We start from the raw sequence: 18151 nt of genomic DNA, 5'->3' as shown, positions 1-18151 counted from the left end.
ACAGTTGAACGTTTCATTCTCTGTGTAAATGATTATGCTATAATTATTGAAACTTATTTTGTTGGAGGCTGACATGAAAACATTTCAATTAAAATTCATGCGAAACCGCACGTTGATTCGCTGGCTGCAATTGTTAAATGAATTTGAGAAAAGTCCCACCCGTACATTGGGAGAACTCGCTGAAGTGACCGAGAGCAGTACGCGTACGTTGATTACTGACATTGCTAGCTTGCGAGAGTATTTTAAAGGGGCTATGGCGATCCATACAGCAAAAATCGGGTATCTTTTTGAAGAAATCGATCATGATAGGTATCGAAAGCAAAAGCAAGAATTGATAAAAGATGAACCGATTTTCCAGATTTTAGAAAGTATTTTTTATGATGAGCAGCAAACCCTCTTTGATTGGAGCTTAACGCTTAATATTTCTGAACAAGCGCTGATCAGCTACTTCCGGAAAATACAGCCATTTTTATCCCCTTTCTGTTTAAAAATCAAAACGGATCCCGTCTCTTTGGCAGGTTCGGAGATCGATATACGAAAATTTTTCTGTCTTTTTTACTACGAGTCTGACATTAATGTCCACACGTTATTTCCCTCGATCCATGTACAAGATGCGGTGATGGAAATCACTGACCTTTTGGAAACGAAGGCCTTACAGAGCTCTTCGTTTTCTTATTTTGCTTATATCCTTTATATTAGCGTGGAGCGCAGCAAACGCGGTTTACTTGCTGCCCCCTCTCCAGAACTAAGCGAGTTAGTTAAAAAAAATGGTTTACTTTCAAATTATGAGGACCTTAAAAAGATTATCCAGCGTTATTTTACCTTTGAGTTTCCTCAAGAAGAAGCAATCTATCTTTTGACTTGCATCATTTGTCGTCGCAAACTCAACACCGATATAGAAACAAGCAAAGCGTTTTGTCTTAACTATAACCACTGGCCCGCGATCAAACAGATCACTGCTGATTTTTATGTCCAAAATCGCGGCAACAGCTTTGATGAACAAAAAGATTTGCTTTGGTTAGAGTCATTCTTCACTATTTTCAAGCTTCGTGAGTTGTTATCGCCAACGATGAACGTCAACATCGATGATTTGAATGCTTTCGTCAAAGAGAAATTTGCGGCTGAATATAAAAAAAATCGCCAGTTTTTGCTCTCACATCCTCTTGTGAAAACACTCTATTCTTTCGACCATTTGGATGATTTTTGTGCCAGCCTCACCTTCCACATGGAAGCCATCATTGAAGAGAATTGGGGCACGCGGAGAACTATAGCTGTTATTTTTGAAGGCAATGAATATGTTTGTGAGTACGCCGAAAGTATTATCCGAAAATATCTTGGCGTTTATCATGAAATGTACTACCCTGATTCAAACGAACTCTCCCACGAGTATTTAAAAGAAAAAAACATTAATTTTCTCATTACTAACTACTCCGAATACGCCACTGAATACTTACTGGATGTTGAAAGTGTCTTATTAAAATCAATACCCGACGCTGCCGATTGGAATTATCTTTTGAATCGAATCAATCCGAGAATTTTGCGGTTGGTCGTTCTTGATAATACGTAGTAATTCCAATCATTCACGCCGCTTCTCCAAAGAAAGAGAATTGATATTTCCTTGTCGCCTTTAAACGAACGCCTGACTAATCCTCCCATATAAAGCTGTTCTTTTTTAGTGGAAGCAGCTTTATATGGGACTTTTCCAGTGAATCAAGTACGCTTTTTCCTTCTACGCCGCTACTATCAGCAATCATTGCTCTTTGGATTGATCGGCACTTAAAAATGTCCGTTTCGTAAAAGCCAGTGCGCCTACGAGGGTCATGAGTACGATGATTGGATGAGAAGATGCAGACAAGATCCCCAAAATCGCCGTCAACAGCGTGCCCGTATAACTCAAACCGACTGCCCATTGCTGAAGCCTTGAAAGCTCTCGCAGCTGCCCTTTAAAGGCCACCCCCAGCATCATTGCTCCGACAAAAGATAAAAGACCAAAAACTACATGTAACAGTAACATTCTTTTTCCTCCTTTCTTAAATGTTCACATCGATCGCTTCAGCGATTCGTCTGCCGTATTCTGGGTCCGCACGGTAAAAATGCATGACCTGCCGTTCTTTGATCTGTTGATTTTGAACCTGTCCCAAACTTCCCGCAATCGTTTGAATTAAACGTGTTCGTTCTTCTTCTGAGAGCAAACGATAAAAATCACCTGCTTGGCTATAATAGTCTTCATCGTAATCAAAGGAACCGATCTCTCCTTCTAACGAATAGTGGATGCCCTTGGCATGCGGGTTTTCTTTGATGCCATCGAAACTGTTCGGTTCATAATTGATCCCTGAAGAATTCGTTTTGGTATTCATGAAACCGTCCTGTTGGTGATTATGGACAGGCGCTTTTGGCGCATTGATCGGCAACTGGCTGCTGTTGGGTCCAACTCGATAACGATGCGCATCACCGTAAGCAAACAGCCGACCTTGCAATAGTTTGTCCGGAGAAAAATCAATCCCTGGAACGATATTGCCCGGTGAAAAAGTGACTTGCTCGACTTCGTTGAAATAGTTCTCTGGATTGCGATTCAAAGTCATTCGTCCCACTTCAATGAGCGGGTAGTCTTTTTGTGAGACTGTTTTGGTCACATCAAAAAGATTGACGGCAGCTGACCAACCTTCTTCAAAGGGAATGATTTGAACATAGAGTGTCCAAGAAGGATACTCCTTTGCCTCAATCGCTTTATATAGATCTTCAATATGATAATCAGGATTGCTTCCCGCAAGTTCTGCTGCGAGTACCGCACTCATGTTCATAATGCCTTGATCCGTCCGAAAATGATATTTCACCCAAAAGCGTTCTCCCTCTGCGTTGAGCCAAGCGAATGTATGGCTCCCATACCCATGCATATGACGAAAGGTTGCCGGTAAGCCCCGATCCCCCATCAACAGGCTGACTTGATGGAGGGATTCCGGTGAATGGGACCAAAAATCCCATACCGCCTCTGGATTTTTCAAGTGTGTTCGCGGGTCTCTTTTTTGGGTATGGATAAAATCAGGAAACTTCAACGGATCACGAATAAAGAAAATCGGGGTATTATTGCCCACGAGGTCATAATTCCCCGCTTCCGTGTAAAATTTAACCGCAAACCCTCGTGGATCGCGCAACGTATCCGCAGACCCTAGTTCTCCGGCAACCGTTGAAAAGCGAATAAACATCTCCGTTTCTTTCTCGATGGCTGAAAGAAACGCCGCTTTCGTGTACATCGTTACGTCGTTTGTTACTCGGAAGACCCCATGAGCCCCCGCACCTTTCGCATGAACGACCCGTTCGGGAATCCGCTCACGATTAAAATGTGCCAGTTTTTCTAGCAAATGGACATCTTGAATCAACACTGGGCCACGGCGCCCCGCTGTCAAAGAATTCTGGTTATCCGCTACACTGGCTCCTTGCGCAGTCGTCAACTTTTTTTTCATATCTTTCCTCTTTTCTCTATAAAATCAGTCAAGTGCAATTACTCTCAACAAAATACTTCTAATTAGTACAAAAATTATCATTATTCTTAAAATATATCAATTTATTTGCTCGAAAATAAGAATTAATTCAGATTTTTGACAATTTCCCAACTTTTCTATCGAAGCATCCAGGTTTTGCAGCAAGCCTCATGAATAGAAGGAAGCACAAAAAAGCAGTGAAGCGTTGGCTTCACTGCTGCTTTGCGTTCAATTCGATCCGAGACCACTCTACTGGCGATCAATTATTTTTTGCTGCCTGCTGCTTATTCGGCAGCTTCAATATCCTTGGCGATTTTTGCGACATCGATCTCCCGCTGCAAGTAGTCTTGGTTGTCGATAGGAAAATGCTGACGAAATTCGGCTAGTTCCATCAATTCGACTTCACCAGCTGCCACTTCAAAGTCTAAGACATGACCAGCAAATGTGCGATCATCACTAATAAAATGCAAATGGAAACCGGCGGCCGCAGCACCGTGGAACAACAACGGGGTAAAGAACCCAACGATCGTTCCGCTGATATCTTCTGCTTGAAATTCCGGCTGATGCTGGATGATCTCAATGAATTTTGGGTACGGTTTTTCTTGCTTTGGGGCAACGCGGACGTGCATCTTGGTAAATACCCCATGGATTTTGACAGCGGAAAACAAATTCGGGCTGACTTCTGTCAGGACGTGGTTTTTCACTTCTTCATCGGTCATTTCTTGGCTGACCTGCAGGTGCTTCGCCACAGAAAAATCAACGACTGCCGCATAGGGGGTTCCTTCATTTCCTTGGAGCACTTGTACCTTGCCCGACTCGTCTACATGGTAGATTTCACCATCTAAAATAATCACTTCACCATTGGAACCAGCCAAAGTACCAATCCCAAAATTGCCATATTCAAGCATTTTGCCGATTTGCTCCGTGCCATCCATTAAATCCTGCATCAACCCACCTAGGGTGCCATGCTGATATAAATAACTTTTGTTTTTCACTTTCATCTTGATGCTCCTTTGGTCTTAATAAAATTGATCAGGTAGGATCGTTTTGCCAAGATCGGCATTGTCTGAATAATCCACAGGGATATCAATGATCACTGGACCATCCGTTGCAAAGCCTTCTTCGATGGCTGCCATCAATTCTTGCTTGGTGGTTGCCCGTAAGCCTTTGGCACCAAACGCTTCGGCATATTTCACGAAATCAACTGGTCCAAAATCAACCCCAGAAGCACGATCATATTTCATTTCTTCTTGGAATTTCACCATATTGTAGGTACCGTCATTCCAAATCAAGTGAATGATGTTTTGTTTCAAACGGACGGCTGTTTCTAACTCTTGGGCAGAAAACAAGAAGCCACCATCGCCAGATACAGAGATCACTTGAGTATTTGGTCGCACGAGCGCTGCCGCGATCGCCCATGGCAAAGCGACCCCTAAAGTCTGCATGCCATTACTAAAGAGCAGATGCCGTGGCTCATAACTGCGGAAATGACGGGCCATCCAAATGTAGTGGCTGCCGACATCCACCGTCACCGTCATGTCATCGGTCACTTCTTGTTGCAAAGCATCAATGATTTCCAGGGGATGCAAGGTATTGTTGCTGCCTTCGACATCCGCTGGTTTTTCATTGAGTTTGGTTTGCAGCGTCGTTAAATAGTTTTGAGCGTCTTCGGTCAAGTGATACTGATCGATGGCTTTTGATAGTTGTTCAATAATTTTCGCGATACTGCCCATCAGTTCAACTTCTGGCTGCATAAATGGATCGATCTCCATCGGTACTTCATCGATGACGATCACGCGGGCATCTTTTTCCGCATTCCAGTTGCGAGCTTCGTATTCGATCGGGTCGTACCCCACAGCGATCACTAAGTCGCTGCGTTTCAACAGCATATCACCAGGCTGATTGCGGAACAAGCCGACGCGGCCAAAGAAATGCTCTTCTAATTCACGAGAAATGATCCCGGCGCCTTGGAAGGTCTCTACGACAGGCAACCCAGTTTTTGCAACTAAATGACGAATCGCTTGTGTTTCTTTCACGCCTGAAGCCCGCATCCCTAAGAGTAGGACAGGCAGTTTGGCTTCTTTGATCCGATCGACGAGTGCCTGGATATCTTCTGCATCGGCACTGCCTAATTTAGGCGAAGATAGCGGTTTGATCGCTGCCCCTTGAACGGTTCCATCTGTCACATCTTGAGGAATGGATAAAAAGCTCGCCCCTTTTTTCGCTGTTTTTGCGATGCGAAAGGCGTTGGCAATACTTTCAGAAAGGGTTTCAGGATCTTGGACTTCACTGCTGAATTTCGTGATCGGCGCAAACAATGCCGCATTATTCATGCTTTGGTGGGTCAATTTTGAAAGGTCAGAACGCTTCACTTGGCCTGCTAGTGCCAGGACGGGATCACCTTCGGCAGTTGCCGTGACCAACCCAGTCGCTAAATTACTGGCTCCTGGTCCACTTGTCGCAATGACGACTCCTGGCTCTCCTGTCAGGCGACCGATTGCTTGTGCCATAAATGCCGCGTTTTGTTCATGTCGCGCCAAAATCAACTCTGGTCCCCGATCACTCAACACATCAAATACGCCATCGATTTTTGCACCGGGAATCCCAAAGATATAAGGCACCCGATGATTCTCTAAACTTTCAACAATGATTTCTGATCCTTTTGCACTCACTGTATTACCTCTTTTCAAAAACTGTATTAATCACAATACATATAATAGCATTTTTTATTTATTTATCAACGAAAAACACTTATTAAAATCTGTATTATAAAAACGAGTTTTTTTAGAGAGCGTTTGCATCTGCTTCAGACTGCAGGTGTACGTCTTTCAATTTTTCCGACAAAAAAAGGAGTGGATCGCTCCACTCCATACATCCTTTTCTGTATCAGAACACCGCTTAAAAAGAAGCTTCTTTCGTCGGTTTCTTATTCTGCGGGGACATTTTTTTCCGTCAGCCAACCGACAGCCAGTGTCATGGCCGCTCGTGCGGCTTTGGTCTGATCCATCGCATTGACCATCACAAAATCATGGATGATCCCTTGCAGACGCGCTTGGGTGACTTCCACACCAGCTGCTCGTAAATGCTGCGCATAGGCTTCCCCTTCATCCCGCAAGACATCTGCTTCCCCCGTAATGATCAACGCTGGTGGCAGATCGGCTAACTCCTCTTTGGTCGCTCGTAGAGGAGAAGCGGTAATTTGATTCCGCTGTGTTTCATCCGTCGTGTATTGATCCCAGAACCATTGCATCCCTTCTTTGGTCAGAAAATAATTTTCGCCGAATGCTTCATACGAAGGCGTATCAAAGCGGGCATCTGTCACAGGATAGAACAATAATTGCTGTGCGATCGGAATGCCGCCACGGGCTTTCGTCAACAAGGTCATAACCGTCGCCATGTTCCCACCTACGGAATCGCCAGCCACGGTCAAACGGCTAAGGTCTAAGCCTTTGACATCGACAAATCCCGGTAATTGCTGCAAGACCGCATAATTTTGTTCGATCGCCGTTGGGTATTTTGCTTCTGGTGAACGACTATATTCAGGAAAAATGACGATCGAGTTGGTTCGTACCGCCAATTCACGGATCAATTTATCATGAGTCGCGGCACTGCCGAAGACCCAGCCCGCGCCATGGAGATAATAAATGACAGGGAGAATCGCATGATTTCCTTCAGGACGAACAAAACGAACATTGATGGTCCCCCATTCGCCTGTATCTACGGTCTGATCTTCTATCTCAACCGCCAATTTATTGACGGGTGACTCTTGGACTTGTTCCAATAGTGCGCGCCCTTCTTCTGGCGGTAATTCATAGATCCGTGGGTGCGGTGCATTTGCCTCACTAAATTCAACGGCTGCTTTTTCCAACGAAATTCTATCTGTCATACGATTCTCTCCTTTTGTTTGAAATCGTTCGTGTTGACCTTAAGGGTACCACCAAGTCATTCTGATGCAAAGAATCTTGCTTCCTTCTGCTTCCAGGCATTTCGCTCGACAAAAAAGGTGATTTTTGCACTCTTAACTGCCTTGCCTTCATCACCGATAACTGTAAGACACTCGCTGTGTAAACTTCCCAAAAAACTGAAAGGCGTAGGTAAGTACGTATGAAATTCACATTAGATGAAACACAAAATAACCGTCTGCTCGCTGCTATTTTTCAAGAACTCGCTGTCATAGTCTTTGATCCGCAAAAAGAAGTTGTTTTCGCCAATGCCAACATGACGGATATCCTAGGTTACAGCCAAGAAGAAATCATTGGCTTGCCGCATCGGACCTTTTGTTTTGACCATTATGCTGCCAGTACGGATTACCAGGCTTTCTGGAATCAACTACTTTACTCAAAGCAACGGTTTCAAGACAAAATCATTCGGAAAAACAAACAAGGAGAAAAACTGATTTTAGAAGGGATCTACTTCCCCGTCCTCGATGAGCAGCAAGAAGTCGTCAATGTCGTCAAAATCGCTTTTGACATTACCCAAAGAGAACAAGCCTTAGCGGTCACTATCAAAAAAGTACAAGACAGTGCGGCTTCCCTGACACGACTTTCTGCCAACGGACACCAGCAAGTCGATCATTTGTCAGAGAACTTGGCGCAAGTCAAACAGCTGTCTGATCAAAATCAAGCAACGACCCATGCCTTAGAAATGGATAGCCAACAGGTGTCAGCGGTGCTGCATGACATCGACCGCATTGCACAACAAACCAAACTGCTTTCCTTCAACGCCTCCATCGAAACGGCACGGATCGGCGAACAGGCAGCTGGCTTTCGGGTGGTTGCGGATGAAATGCAAAAATTAGCTGAACAGACCAAGCAGTTGACCCAAACCATTGCCGCAACCATGCAAGCCATCAACCAACAAGCCTTAGTCGTGTTAGATAGTGCCGATTCGACGACCATGAAAATCAGTGATTCGCAAAAAAGCCTCGCTGCCGTTTTGCATTCTTACGACACGCTGCGAACGACTGCCAGTCTTTTAAACGATGAAGCCGAGTATTTATCAGAAACCAACGACGCTGAGTTGGAAACCACATGAAGTGAAAAAGAGCGCCGCTGTTTGCGACGCTCTCTTTTTTTTGACCAATAAATTGATTCCCTATTTGATTTCATCGATACTCAGCACTAGCCAGTCTCCCACTCTTGCAACAACTGCTGTAATTCTTGCAAAAATGATTGGGTCGCAAAGCCCAATGCTTGGAGAGGAATGCGGTATTCCTGTTGAATCACCAAAAAGCTACTAAACATTTTATGCTGGACCTCAAAACTGAGGTTTTTCCAAACACTCCAGGAAAAACTGGCTATTCGTTTTTCTTTCTTTTCGTACGTGCACAAATACACTCGTTCAACGCCAAAAAGCAGCCCCACATTCGCTTTCTTGCCAGTCATCTTTGCCGTTAGCAGCGCAAGAGGGGTCTCCGTTTCAGGCACTTCAAAACTAGCAAGGACTTGTCTTTGCCATTGCCGTGGCAGCACTTGTCTTTCTCCAGAAAAATAGAACAAAAAATTTTGTTTTTGTAAAAAGACAGTCAAACGATATTGCCGCTCCTTGACTGGATCGCGTGGCGCCCGCTGAATCAAAGACGTCTGATTCATTGCCGCTTGTTTTGACTGCTTGTGATCACTTGATACCCCAGTCGCTGGCGAGTTTCCCAGGGGAAGAGGATCAATCGTTGTGTCGGCAGCAGCTGATTGACTGATTTTCTTCAGCAAAAAAGCAAGATGCGTCAACGAAAGCTGTTTTGCTGTCATAGGATTGGCATGCGGGCTTTTGGTAGGATCGAAGGACCGTTTGATCACCATTTTCCCACGACAATACAGACAAATCGCCGTGCCAGCGTCCCAATTGACTTCTAGTTCTCCTAGGCAGTGGGGGCATTGAATCGGAATAATATCCATTGAATCATCCTTTCGTTTCGATACAGGTATCGGAGCTATCCGTGGTAAAGATACGGATCGTATTCCAGCTGACAAACGCCAGCAGCACTAGAAGCGATATGCCATAAAAACCGAAATACCAAGCCAGTGTTGCTAAAAAGAGAATCAATGCGAATTCATACGCCATATTTTCCAGACCACTGTAAAATACTGTTTTTCGGACGAGTTTCTTTTTTCGAGCTTCAAATGTCTGCAAAATAGCTATTTGATCTGCCTGTGGCTGACTGAGTGCATGATTCAGATCCTTTTTAAACTTTTTATGTTCTTTAAAGAAGTTGATTTTTTGCGTAATCAAAAAAAATGAAACTACTAGCCAAATGACAAAAAGCACGATCGATGTGCCAATCAAACTAAAGGCAACGGCAGGCATTAAAAATCCACCAAAAATAAAATTTAAAAGGGTCCCTGAAAGTATTCCGAATGAAAAAAAGGTATAGCAGAACTGCCAAAGGACACTACTGGTCTTCGAAAAACTTTTTTTCACTTGCACGAGCTGTTCACATTCAGGGAGCTGGGTTGGAAAAAGGCGTTCAGCATCGGTGCCATCAGCCACGAAAGAATAGGTTTGGTTTCCGTACTTGAATTCGCCAATGTAATAAGGAAAATACAGTTTTTCCGTATCACATTGTTTCGGAAAAAGAGTCAGTTGAACCTCATTGGCAACATCTGCTCCCACCAAATGGTCTTTGGCTTTTGCTTCAAAGACTTCCATTAGATGGGTATCAGCAAGTGCCGCTTCTCTGGAAATATCAAAGGGCAGCACCTGAGCGTCTTGGCTAAGTGCCGAAAACTGCTGCATATCCGTGCAATAGGCAGCGCCTTTTTGAAGATGCAGCGGCAGCTTGCCATTTATGCTGTAATCTGCTTCTTTTTGGGTATCCGTAGGGAAATATTCATTGAAAACCGTTGTGTTCCCGCTGTTATGTAAAGAAATGTCGGCAGTAATGCGCCCACTCCCCCTCTGTTGTTCCTCATGGACATAGCTCCCTCTCACTTGCGCATCATAAGCAATTTGAAAATAATACATCGGGATAAACACACGTTTTAGATGAACCATCTCTAGCTCAAAAAAAATACTTTCCGAGATGGTCTCTTGCCAAGCTAGTTTATTTTTCAACGCCGCTTCACATGCCTTTTCATCATAGGCAAACGGATAAAACCCTTCTTTGACGGTCCCTTGAATGCGTGGCAACTCTTTCAGCGAGACGACTTGGTTTGTTTGTTCCTGGTTTTTTTGTTCCGGTTTGATCAACAGCTCATTCAAGCAATACTGACAGACTGCTTTTCCTGAGTCCCAATCAACTTCTAGACGCCCTAAGCAACTGGGGCATTGGATTTGTGTGATTTTCATTTTTTCTCCTTTTTTATGAATCATTTTTTTCAACAAGATGGCTTATCAAAAAAACCGACGAATGTTCCAAATAAGGGTAGCGATCACGACCACATAAGCGAGCGTATCGAGCCATTCATAAAATTTCCTGATTCTTGCAAGGTGCTTCCCACGCTTCTCATAGTTTGCTAACAAAGCGGTCCCAACTGTTTTCTTACCTAATAATTCTCTTTGGAGCTCATCTCTAAATTTTTGGACTGTTTTGAGGTACTGTTCTTTTAGAAAGTGCAACAATATCCCCGATACTACCCAATAGATTGCAGTTGGCAGAGAACTCATGACAATCCCCCCTATGACAGCCCTAAATACTCTTCCTAGAGGGATCCATTCAGAAATGAATAGCGCCAAGATCATCAGGATCACACCTAACGTAAAAAAGAGTACGGAGGACCAGCCAAAAACCTTACGAGCTTTTGAAAAATTCGCAACCGTTTGTAAGGTTTCTTGGCACTGTGGGATAATCGGCAGCTTCATTCGGTCAGGATCTTTGCCGTCGATCGCAAATTCAAAGGATTGCTCTTGGTACTTGAAGGTGCCCATATACAGGGGAAAGTAGAGCTTTTCTGTAGCACAGCTGATCAGGGAAAGATCTAGGTGCAGCTCTTTTAGATGATCGGCAGATTCTTTCTTCTGGATCACCGCATTCGCATGGGCTCTCAATTCCGCTTGTTTTTCAGAACCAAAGAGCGCCTGCTCTTGCTCAATATCAAAGGGAAAAGCATGAATAGCATGTGCTGAGACTAGCTGTTGAAATTCCTTTTGATCGGTACTAAAGTGCGGTTTTCTTTTCATTTCATCATTGACCTCGAAGCTTTGAGGAATTTCTTGCTCGATCACCTCCGAACTGCCGCATTGATAGAGTATGACCGTCTCATCTGGATGGTCGCCGCGCTTCTTTTCCCATGTGGTCGTATGCGAGCCTTCCCATGCAATGGAATGGGTATCGTAGCCAAAGGTCCCCTCCCAGTGCATCGTATAGGTCACCTGAAATTCATAAATCGGAATAAAATATCGTTTTACCTCGCTGACTTCAAGATGAACGACAATGTCCTCAGGAACTGATTCCTGTTGGATCAGCCATTTTTTCAAGGCATTTGCTACCTCGTCTTCATTAAAGGTAAACGAATAAAACCCTTCTTTGACTTCTTGAAAAACTACGGGAACCTGTTCATTCGAAGCTGCTTGCGTTTGTTTTGGCGGCGAATGTAGGACTGACTTCGTTAAGCAATACTGGCAGACTGCTTTTCCTGTCTCCCATTCAACGGTTAACTGACCCAAGCAGCTGGGACATTGGATTTGTGTGATTTTCATTGCTTCTCCTTTTGCGCATACTGATTTTCTTATCAATGAAATGGCTTGGTTGCAAGTGAGGGGGAATCTCTTTTTTATGGTGTTATTTGGGGGAAGGAACAAAAGGAAACTGCTGATTTGCAGATGTTTGCTCGTTTCAATCCTTTTGGTTCAAGCGTCTGTTTCTAGTGATAAAGCAAACAAGTGTATTGGTATCAAGTGTCTTTTTGAAAAAGGCAGCATAAACAAAGATAGCCCTTTATGTATCATTTTATAATAAAAAATAATGTAAATCTATTTATTATTGATAAAAAATAAATATTGATTTGCGATTAGTCCTCCCTACTACTCTCATCACTATTGATCCCAGTTATTAATGGCGGATACGTTAGTAAAAATGTTATAATTAAATTATTCACAAGAAAGGAAATGAAAAAAGTATGGGGATATTTATTTTTGTTGTTGGTTTTTTGACAATGGTTGTAAGCGGAATCTTTTTTATTCTTGGATTGATCAAGAAAAAGCCGCTTCGCAACAAAATCGTTATTTTTATGGGTGGTTTTCTCTTATTGATTGGCGGGGCACTATTGACTCCTGCAGCAACACCGGAGCTTCACGTAGATGAAGCAGAACTGGTTACGAATGAGCAAGGCGAAGCGGCGATCACTGGGCGAACCAACCCAGAAGCGCAACTGACGATCAACGGGGTGGAGGTTTCGCTGGCGGACGAAACATTTTCTTATGCTGTCCAACTGGAAGATGAAGAGGAACAGGAATTTACTCTCCAAGCCTCCATGGGTGGAATCACTAAAGAAGAGGTCGTCACCGTCAAACCTTCTCGCGCATTTCTAGCGAGTTTGCAAGCTGAAAAACAAGAACAAGAAGCACTGGTAAAAGCCGAGACGGCACTGGCTCTTGCCGAAACCCAGCCAAACCAAAAGAATTACGACGAAGCCGTGACGCTGATTCATGCTTTAAGTAAAACCTACGAAGATCTCGCTACTCGGCTCGCGGTAGTTGAAGACCATCTTGCCATCGGCAAAGCCCTTGATACTGCTGAAGCTTCTCTTGAACGCAGTGATTTCGATCAGGCAAAAGAATTGGTCGCACAAGCGGTTTTGAACAAGGAAACGTTTGAAAGTCGGTTATCCACTGTAGAAACCAAGATTTCTGAGAAAGAAGCAGAAGCCCTCGTTGCAGAAGCTGTCCAAGCGGTGGAAGCAGCAGAGGCGGAGCCGACAAAAGATACCCTTGCTCGTGCAGAAGATGCTGTCGCTCGTCTCAAGACCCCCGATGAGGAATTAGCTGCTCGAACGAAAACAGTGGCGCAAACGATCACTGCCAACGAACAAGCAGCCGCCCAAGCCAAGGCGGAGGAAGAACGACAAGCAGCGGCAGCTGTGCCAGAAGAAAACCAGCCAGCCGCTGCTAGCAATCAAGCCCAAACGTCGGTCCTCGTGACACCAACAGGTTCGAAATACCATACGAGAAAATGCGGCAACGGTACCTACACGCCTGCAACTTTAGCAGAAGCGCAAAGTCGCGGACTTACTCCTTGCGCAAAATGTTTTCCGTAATAGCCACTAAATTTTGCAACGAAAAAAAGACAAACCTCATTTTTGTCTAAGGTTTGTCTACTGTCTGAAGCGGTTGTCTCGTCGGAGGCAGCCGTTTTTTGTCACTTGCTAGTTTTCCTCATACGAAAACTCGTACTCGTTTTGTTCGTCATCGATCAGACGCTTGTCATTGTTGTCCGCCATTTTGAATATTTTCTCAAAATCATCGCCAGTCATGCGCACTTCCCTTTTCTCTTGATCAATGATCACTTGGGCATTTGTCACTTCAAAGGTGTGCATAGGACCGATGTCTGCCGCAGTCAGTGCTTTGCTTTTGGGAAACTCTGCTTGCAGTGTTTCGTTGATCTGCACTAATTGCGTCTCTTGTTCTTTTACCAAGTCCGCAGGTTCCTGATTCGGATCGACCAAAAAACTCAGCGTTTTATTGACAGTGAGCTTTCCATCTTCCAAAACGTACAAGGCATTTTGCTGATGACTGTTGGTATTGGTCAACACTTGATTCGCAGCTGCAGAGTCAACCCCTGAGCTACTGCAGCTTGTCAAGAAAAATAGTGTCGCTAAACAAACGGCAGCAAATATTCCTCTACCTAACATGCTTTTCGTTTTCATTTTTTCCTCCTCGTTGCCCCTAATTTTGCTTCTTTGATGATTTTTCCGCAATCCGCGGATTTGGTTTTCTACAGATTAAAGTGCTTTTAGTATAGCACAAATTATTTGCTTTTATAGCCTTTTTTTATAGTAAGGATAATTTTACGCACAAAAAAACCAACCTTGTTGAAACAAGATCGGCTTTCTTTAGGATTGATTCGTTGAGACCTTTGAACGCTCTCGCTGGGGTATGATCGTTGCCTACTGTCCAATCAAGCCGACAACAAGTCCTAAAACGATCACTCCTAGAAACCCGTTCACAAGGTGCAGCCCGACTAATTTGCGGGACTGTCCCGAGTAAACAGCCATCACGAAGGTGGCGACCCCATAAACCCCTAACCACAATAAGCAAGCGACTTGCAAAGAGGTCATCAGCCAACCATCATGATCGAATGTTGCAAACCAATAGACGACTTGATAGGTCGCTGCTGATAAGAGAATCCCACCAACGATCGTGCCGCCAAAGGTAAAGAGCATGTCACCGGTCGTCATCTGCTGATCAGCCACCTTCTCTGCCATTCCTGATTCTTTCGCCCAAAACTTGCCCCACTTATGCATCGGATTGTAAAGCAGACTTTCCACCACGACCCAGCTGAGGGTGCCGAAAATCAATGTCCAAAAATTAACCATTTTCATTTTCTCCTACACTTTATTTTATCGTCACATTCCTGAGAACCGAAGAAACAACCGAACGCGGGGTTCCTTCCCCATCAGTTTATGTCTTAAGGGACGTTTCTTCAACTTTTTTCACTGGTTTCCTCTATTTTTCGATGGTTCCAATAAAAACTAAGAAAAATGATCGTATACAATAGTGCGGTGAAGCCAGTGACCGCCAATGGGTTAGTGATCAAGATACCGGCAAACAGCAAAAGCAACGCAAGGATCGCCCCACTCAAGAAAATCGTATAGCCCATTTTCTTCTGCTTGCGTACCAAAACAAACGCCGCCGCACTGATCAGCAACCAAATCAGCAATACAGTATAAGACAGGGAGCCTGCTAGATAATTGAAGAGTTTGTCGCCTAAAAAGTAAGAAAGAACGACCCCAAGATATAAAGTACCGCTGCAAAACATGATCGCTCGTTGGGGCACGCTGTTTTTATTCAGCATCGTAAAGCGGCTTTTTTTCTGGCCATTGTTGCTTAATCGGAAAAACAACGTTCTTGAAGAAGCATAGACTCCAGAATTGATTGACGAAAACAAAGCCAAAATAATCACTAAATTGACGATGTCGGAGGCAAGTGGGACATGGATTTTTTGAAACACCATCACAAAAGGACTGACATTTGGATCGGCTAATTGATTCCACGGATAAATGATCAGTAAAAGAAACAAGGGAATGATGTAAAAAGCGGCAATCCGAGTCATCACTCCTTTGATTGCTTGCGGGATCGCTTTTTTGGGATTTTCCGCTTCACTGATCGTAATGGCTACTAATTCAGAACCGCCGTACGAATAGATCACAACCAGTAAAGAATTGATAAACCCTTTGATACCATGGGGGGCAAAACCACCATAATCTGTCATTTGTCTCATCGTCGGGAAAAAGCCCAAATCAAAGACTTGCGTGACAACCAGATATAGACCCACCAAGATCAACGCAATCACCACACTGATTTTGGCCCAGGAAAGCCAATATTCTGTTTCCGCAAACAAGCGAACCGAAAACAAATTGATGATGGTCGTGAGTAGTGCCAAAATAAAAACAAAGATCCAAGCTGGAATATTGGGAAACCACAACTGCAAAAAGCTTGCGGCAGCAACTGCTTCGGCGATGATGTTGATCATCCACATTGACCAGTAGATCCAGTCGATGAAATCGGCTGTATGCACGCCAAGATATGGCTGGACTAAGCCCGAAAGGCCATGTTGTTTTTGGTCAGATAAGACCAACTGTCCCAGTCCTGTCATAACGACAAATAAGATCAGCCCGCAAAAAATAAACGCCAGCAAGACCGCAGGCCCCGCTAACTGGATCGCTTCACCACTGCCCTTGAATAGGCCAGCACCGATGGCGCCACCTAGTGCCAACATAGTGATATGTCTGGTTTTCATCTGCTTTTTTAATTGATTTTTTTCTGTCATACGTTCCTCCTTGAAAACCATTGATCCTCCATACAAGGTGATTCTCTCCCTGGCGCTATTTTTAATTATATGAATGATTTTTTTAAACTACCCCATAGAGAATACCAGAGGTTTCTACTATTGCAACTAAGAATTGAAAAAATTATCTATTTTTTCTGAAAATTCTATCTTCCTCTAATCTTTTTCACCTAAATCAAATCTTGGCGAGCTTTTATCGGCTCTATAATTTATGGGACTGATGAATCAGAATTGATTCTTCAGTCCCATTTTCATTTTAGGTATTAAAAAACATATCGTTCTCTAGTATGATTAAATCACCACAAAATAAACAACTGAGAGGACGATATGCTATATGAATGATTCTATCAAAAAAATGCTGAGAATAATAGAGAAAGATTTGATGATTACAGAGGTCTCTTACGAGACCCTTCAGAAGAAAAAGACGTTGGTCGTCGATGCTGTTCTCTCGCCTACTCCTCGTGCTTGTAGAAGTTGTGGTTCTACTGTGGTAGATGGAAACGGGAAAGCAATTATAGTGAAAAATGGGAAGAAGGAAACGATTGTCCGTTTTGAACAATACAATCATATGCCTTTGGTTATGCGCCTAAAAAAGCAGCGCTATACCTGTAAAAACTGCCGAACCCATTGGACTGCTCAAAGTTATTTTGTCCAACCCAGACATTCAATCGCAAATCATGTTAGATATAAAATTGCTTCTTTACTGACTGAAAAAGTATCTTTATCTTTTATTGCGAAAAGCTGTCAGGTATCTTTGACCACCGTTATTCGTACATTGAAAGAGTTTAAAAGCTATTTACCAAAGCAATCCAAGAAGATTCTCCCCAGAGTATTGATGGTTGATGAATTTCGTTCGCATGCTTCCATAGAAGATAAAATGAGCTTTATTTGCGCAGATGGCGAAACAGGAAAATTAATAGATGTTTTGCCTACGCGTAAATTACCTCGATTAACAAGCTATTTCTTAGGTTGTACCAATCCAGAAGAAGTAGAATTCTTGGTGACAGACATGAACGCCGCCTACTTCCAGCTCACCAAACGTGTTCTGCCAAATGCGAAAGTAGTGATTGATCGGTTTCATATTGTCAAACACATGAATCAAGCGTTCAATGAGTTGCGTATCCGTGAAATGAATGAACTTCGTAAAGCAGGACAGAAAAGCCAGGCAGAAAAACTGAAAAAGAACTGGCGCTTTTTGCTAAAAAATCGTGCAAACATCAACCATTATGAATACAAAACATGGAAAAGTTTCCGAGCACCAAAATACCCATTTCTTACTGAAGCAATGATGATTGATCGATTGCTTGAGTTTTCTACGCCCCTGAAGGAGGCGTATCCCTTTTTTCATGAATTAGTTGAAGCCTTTCGAGACAAAGACCCTGACTTATTTTTCTGCATATTGGCAGAACTTCCCAAAACGTTAGATGACGGCTTTCGGGAGAAGCTTCAAAACCTTCTGACCTATGAAGAAGGCATCACCAACGCAATGATCTATCCTTATTCCAATGGAAAAATAGAAGCGAAGAATACCCACATAAAGACAATGAAACGAGTATCCTACGGATTTAAATCATTCGAGAACATGAGAATTAGAATCTTTTTGATCAATAAATTAATCAATGTAAGATAACAAAAAATCTGAGCCAGAATGTGGTTCATTCTGACCCAGATTTGATTTTGCACAACTCATCAGTCCTTATTGACAAAGAGCCCTTTTATCTAAGTGAATGCA

The 18151-nt window shown here is 43.4% G+C and carries 15 protein-coding genes; 4 read left to right on the top strand and 11 right to left on the bottom strand.

Features of this window, described 5'->3' with window-relative positions:
• The first annotated feature begins 73 nt into the window (after nt 1–73).
• Nucleotides 74–1567 (top strand): helix-turn-helix domain-containing protein, encoded by a 1494-nt coding sequence (locus IGK61_RS00905; protein WP_074536623.1) that lies wholly within the window; start codon nt 74–76, stop codon nt 1565–1567.
• A gap of 183 nt (nt 1568–1750) precedes the next feature.
• On the opposite strand, the gene IGK61_RS00900 is transcribed toward IGK61_RS00905, so the two are convergent.
• From IGK61_RS00900 to IGK61_RS00880, 5 genes are all read right to left on the bottom strand, one after another.
• Nucleotides 1751–2014: a hypothetical protein gene (locus IGK61_RS00900; RefSeq protein ID WP_005232670.1), complete on the bottom strand. Its 264-nt coding sequence runs from the start codon at nt 2012–2014 to the stop codon at nt 1751–1753.
• A 16-nt stretch (nt 2015–2030) separates the two neighbouring features.
• The gene (locus IGK61_RS00895; protein ID WP_074536622.1) at nt 2031–3461 is read right to left on the bottom strand and encodes a catalase; all 1431 of its coding nucleotides are present in this window, start codon (nt 3459–3461) and stop codon (nt 2031–2033) included.
• Nucleotides 3462–3763: 302 nt separating this feature from the next.
• Nucleotides 3764–4480 (bottom strand): acetolactate decarboxylase, encoded by a 717-nt coding sequence (gene budA / locus IGK61_RS00890; protein ID WP_074536621.1) that lies wholly within the window; start codon nt 4478–4480, stop codon nt 3764–3766.
• Between the two features lie 18 nt (nt 4481–4498).
• Complete coding sequence (gene alsS / locus IGK61_RS00885; protein WP_005232673.1) at nt 4499–6151, bottom strand: acetolactate synthase AlsS; 1653 nt, start codon at nt 6149–6151, stop codon at nt 4499–4501.
• A 254-nt stretch (nt 6152–6405) separates the two neighbouring features.
• Nucleotides 6406–7365: an alpha/beta hydrolase gene (locus IGK61_RS00880; RefSeq protein WP_074536620.1), complete on the bottom strand. Its 960-nt coding sequence runs from the start codon at nt 7363–7365 to the stop codon at nt 6406–6408.
• A 218-nt stretch (nt 7366–7583) separates the two neighbouring features.
• Between IGK61_RS00880 and IGK61_RS00875 the strand changes: the two genes are divergently transcribed.
• Nucleotides 7584–8513 (top strand): methyl-accepting chemotaxis protein, encoded by a 930-nt coding sequence (locus tag IGK61_RS00875; protein WP_074536619.1) that lies wholly within the window; start codon nt 7584–7586, stop codon nt 8511–8513.
• Nucleotides 8514–8599: 86 nt separating this feature from the next.
• Here the strand turns inward: IGK61_RS00875 and IGK61_RS00870 are convergent, their stop codons facing one another.
• From IGK61_RS00870 to IGK61_RS00860, 3 genes are read right to left on the bottom strand one after another with little or no spacing between them, the layout of a single operon-like run.
• Nucleotides 8600–9373, bottom strand: coding sequence for a hypothetical protein (locus IGK61_RS00870; protein WP_074536618.1), 774 nt, complete (start codon nt 9371–9373; stop codon nt 8600–8602).
• 4 nt (nt 9374–9377) lie between these two features.
• On the bottom strand, nt 9378–10763 hold the full coding sequence (locus IGK61_RS00865; protein WP_275853267.1) for a hypothetical protein: 1386 nt from the start codon (nt 10761–10763) through the stop codon (nt 9378–9380).
• A 45-nt stretch (nt 10764–10808) separates the two neighbouring features.
• Nucleotides 10809–12113 carry a hypothetical protein gene (locus IGK61_RS00860; RefSeq protein WP_074536617.1) on the bottom strand — a complete coding sequence of 435 codons (1305 nt, stop codon included), beginning with the start codon at nt 12111–12113 and terminating at the stop codon, nt 10809–10811.
• A gap of 419 nt (nt 12114–12532) precedes the next feature.
• Between IGK61_RS00860 and IGK61_RS00855 the strand changes: the two genes are divergently transcribed.
• Entirely contained in the window at nt 12533–13669 is a 1137-nt protein-coding gene (locus IGK61_RS00855; RefSeq protein ID WP_074536616.1) for a serine protease, read from the top strand.
• A gap of 108 nt (nt 13670–13777) precedes the next feature.
• On the opposite strand, the gene IGK61_RS00850 is transcribed toward IGK61_RS00855, so the two are convergent.
• The 3 genes from IGK61_RS00850 to IGK61_RS00840 all read right to left on the bottom strand — a co-directional run bounded on the left by IGK61_RS00850 (nt 13778) and on the right by IGK61_RS00840 (nt 16401).
• Nucleotides 13778–14278 (bottom strand): hypothetical protein, encoded by a 501-nt coding sequence (locus IGK61_RS00850; RefSeq protein ID WP_074536615.1) that lies wholly within the window; start codon nt 14276–14278, stop codon nt 13778–13780.
• Nucleotides 14279–14518: 240 nt separating this feature from the next.
• Nucleotides 14519–14947, bottom strand: a complete 429-nt coding sequence (locus IGK61_RS00845; protein ID WP_074536614.1) for a DUF1761 domain-containing protein — start codon at nt 14945–14947, stop codon at nt 14519–14521.
• Nucleotides 14948–15054: 107 nt separating this feature from the next.
• Entirely contained in the window at nt 15055–16401 is a 1347-nt protein-coding gene (locus IGK61_RS00840) for an amino acid permease (RefSeq protein ID WP_074536613.1), read from the bottom strand.
• Between the two features lie 352 nt (nt 16402–16753).
• Between IGK61_RS00840 and IGK61_RS00835 the strand changes: the two genes are divergently transcribed.
• Nucleotides 16754–18049: an ISL3-like element ISEfa11 family transposase gene (locus tag IGK61_RS00835; protein WP_074536952.1), complete on the top strand. Its 1296-nt coding sequence runs from the start codon at nt 16754–16756 to the stop codon at nt 18047–18049.
• The last annotated feature ends 102 nt before the right edge of the window (nt 18050–18151 follow it).

It is taken from the genome of Enterococcus sp. AZ063 (genome assembly GCF_051715045.1).
Lineage (GTDB): Bacteria > Bacillota > Bacilli > Lactobacillales > Enterococcaceae > Enterococcus_D > Enterococcus_D casseliflavus.
Note: the sequence above shows the minus strand (reverse complement) of the source record. Positions and strands in the feature narration are given on the sequence as shown.

What these genes read in the sequence shown, in the direction of transcription:
- IGK61_RS00840 (WP_074536613.1), bottom strand. Translation starts at nt 16,401, where the DNA reads ATGACAGAAAAAAATCAATTAAAAAAGCAGATGAAAACCAGACATATC.
- IGK61_RS00835 (WP_074536952.1), top strand. Translation starts at nt 16,754, where the DNA reads ATGAATGATTCTATCAAAAAAATGCTGAGAATAATAGAGAAAGATTTG.
- IGK61_RS00895 (WP_074536622.1), bottom strand. Translation starts at nt 3,461, where the DNA reads ATGAAAAAAAAGTTGACGACTGCGCAAGGAGCCAGTGTAGCGGATAAC.
- IGK61_RS00860 (WP_074536617.1), bottom strand. Translation starts at nt 12,113, where the DNA reads ATGAAAATCACACAAATCCAATGTCCCAGCTGCTTGGGTCAGTTAACC.
- IGK61_RS00865 (WP_275853267.1), bottom strand. Translation starts at nt 10,763, where the DNA reads ATGAAAATCACACAAATCCAATGCCCCAGTTGCTTAGGGCGTCTAGAA.
- budA (WP_074536621.1), bottom strand. Translation starts at nt 4,480, where the DNA reads ATGAAAGTGAAAAACAAAAGTTATTTATATCAGCATGGCACCCTAGGT.
- IGK61_RS00905 (WP_074536623.1), top strand. Translation starts at nt 74, where the DNA reads ATGAAAACATTTCAATTAAAATTCATGCGAAACCGCACGTTGATTCGC.
- IGK61_RS00850 (WP_074536615.1), bottom strand. Translation starts at nt 14,278, where the DNA reads ATGAAAACGAAAAGCATGTTAGGTAGAGGAATATTTGCTGCCGTTTGT.
- IGK61_RS00900 (WP_005232670.1), bottom strand. Translation starts at nt 2,014, where the DNA reads ATGTTACTGTTACATGTAGTTTTTGGTCTTTTATCTTTTGTCGGAGCA.
- IGK61_RS00880 (WP_074536620.1), bottom strand. Translation starts at nt 7,365, where the DNA reads ATGACAGATAGAATTTCGTTGGAAAAAGCAGCCGTTGAATTTAGTGAG.
- IGK61_RS00845 (WP_074536614.1), bottom strand. Translation starts at nt 14,947, where the DNA reads ATGGTTAATTTTTGGACATTGATTTTCGGCACCCTCAGCTGGGTCGTG.
- IGK61_RS00855 (WP_074536616.1), top strand. Translation starts at nt 12,533, where the DNA reads ATGGGGATATTTATTTTTGTTGTTGGTTTTTTGACAATGGTTGTAAGC.
- IGK61_RS00875 (WP_074536619.1), top strand. Translation starts at nt 7,584, where the DNA reads ATGAAATTCACATTAGATGAAACACAAAATAACCGTCTGCTCGCTGCT.
- IGK61_RS00870 (WP_074536618.1), bottom strand. Translation starts at nt 9,373, where the DNA reads ATGGATATTATTCCGATTCAATGCCCCCACTGCCTAGGAGAACTAGAA.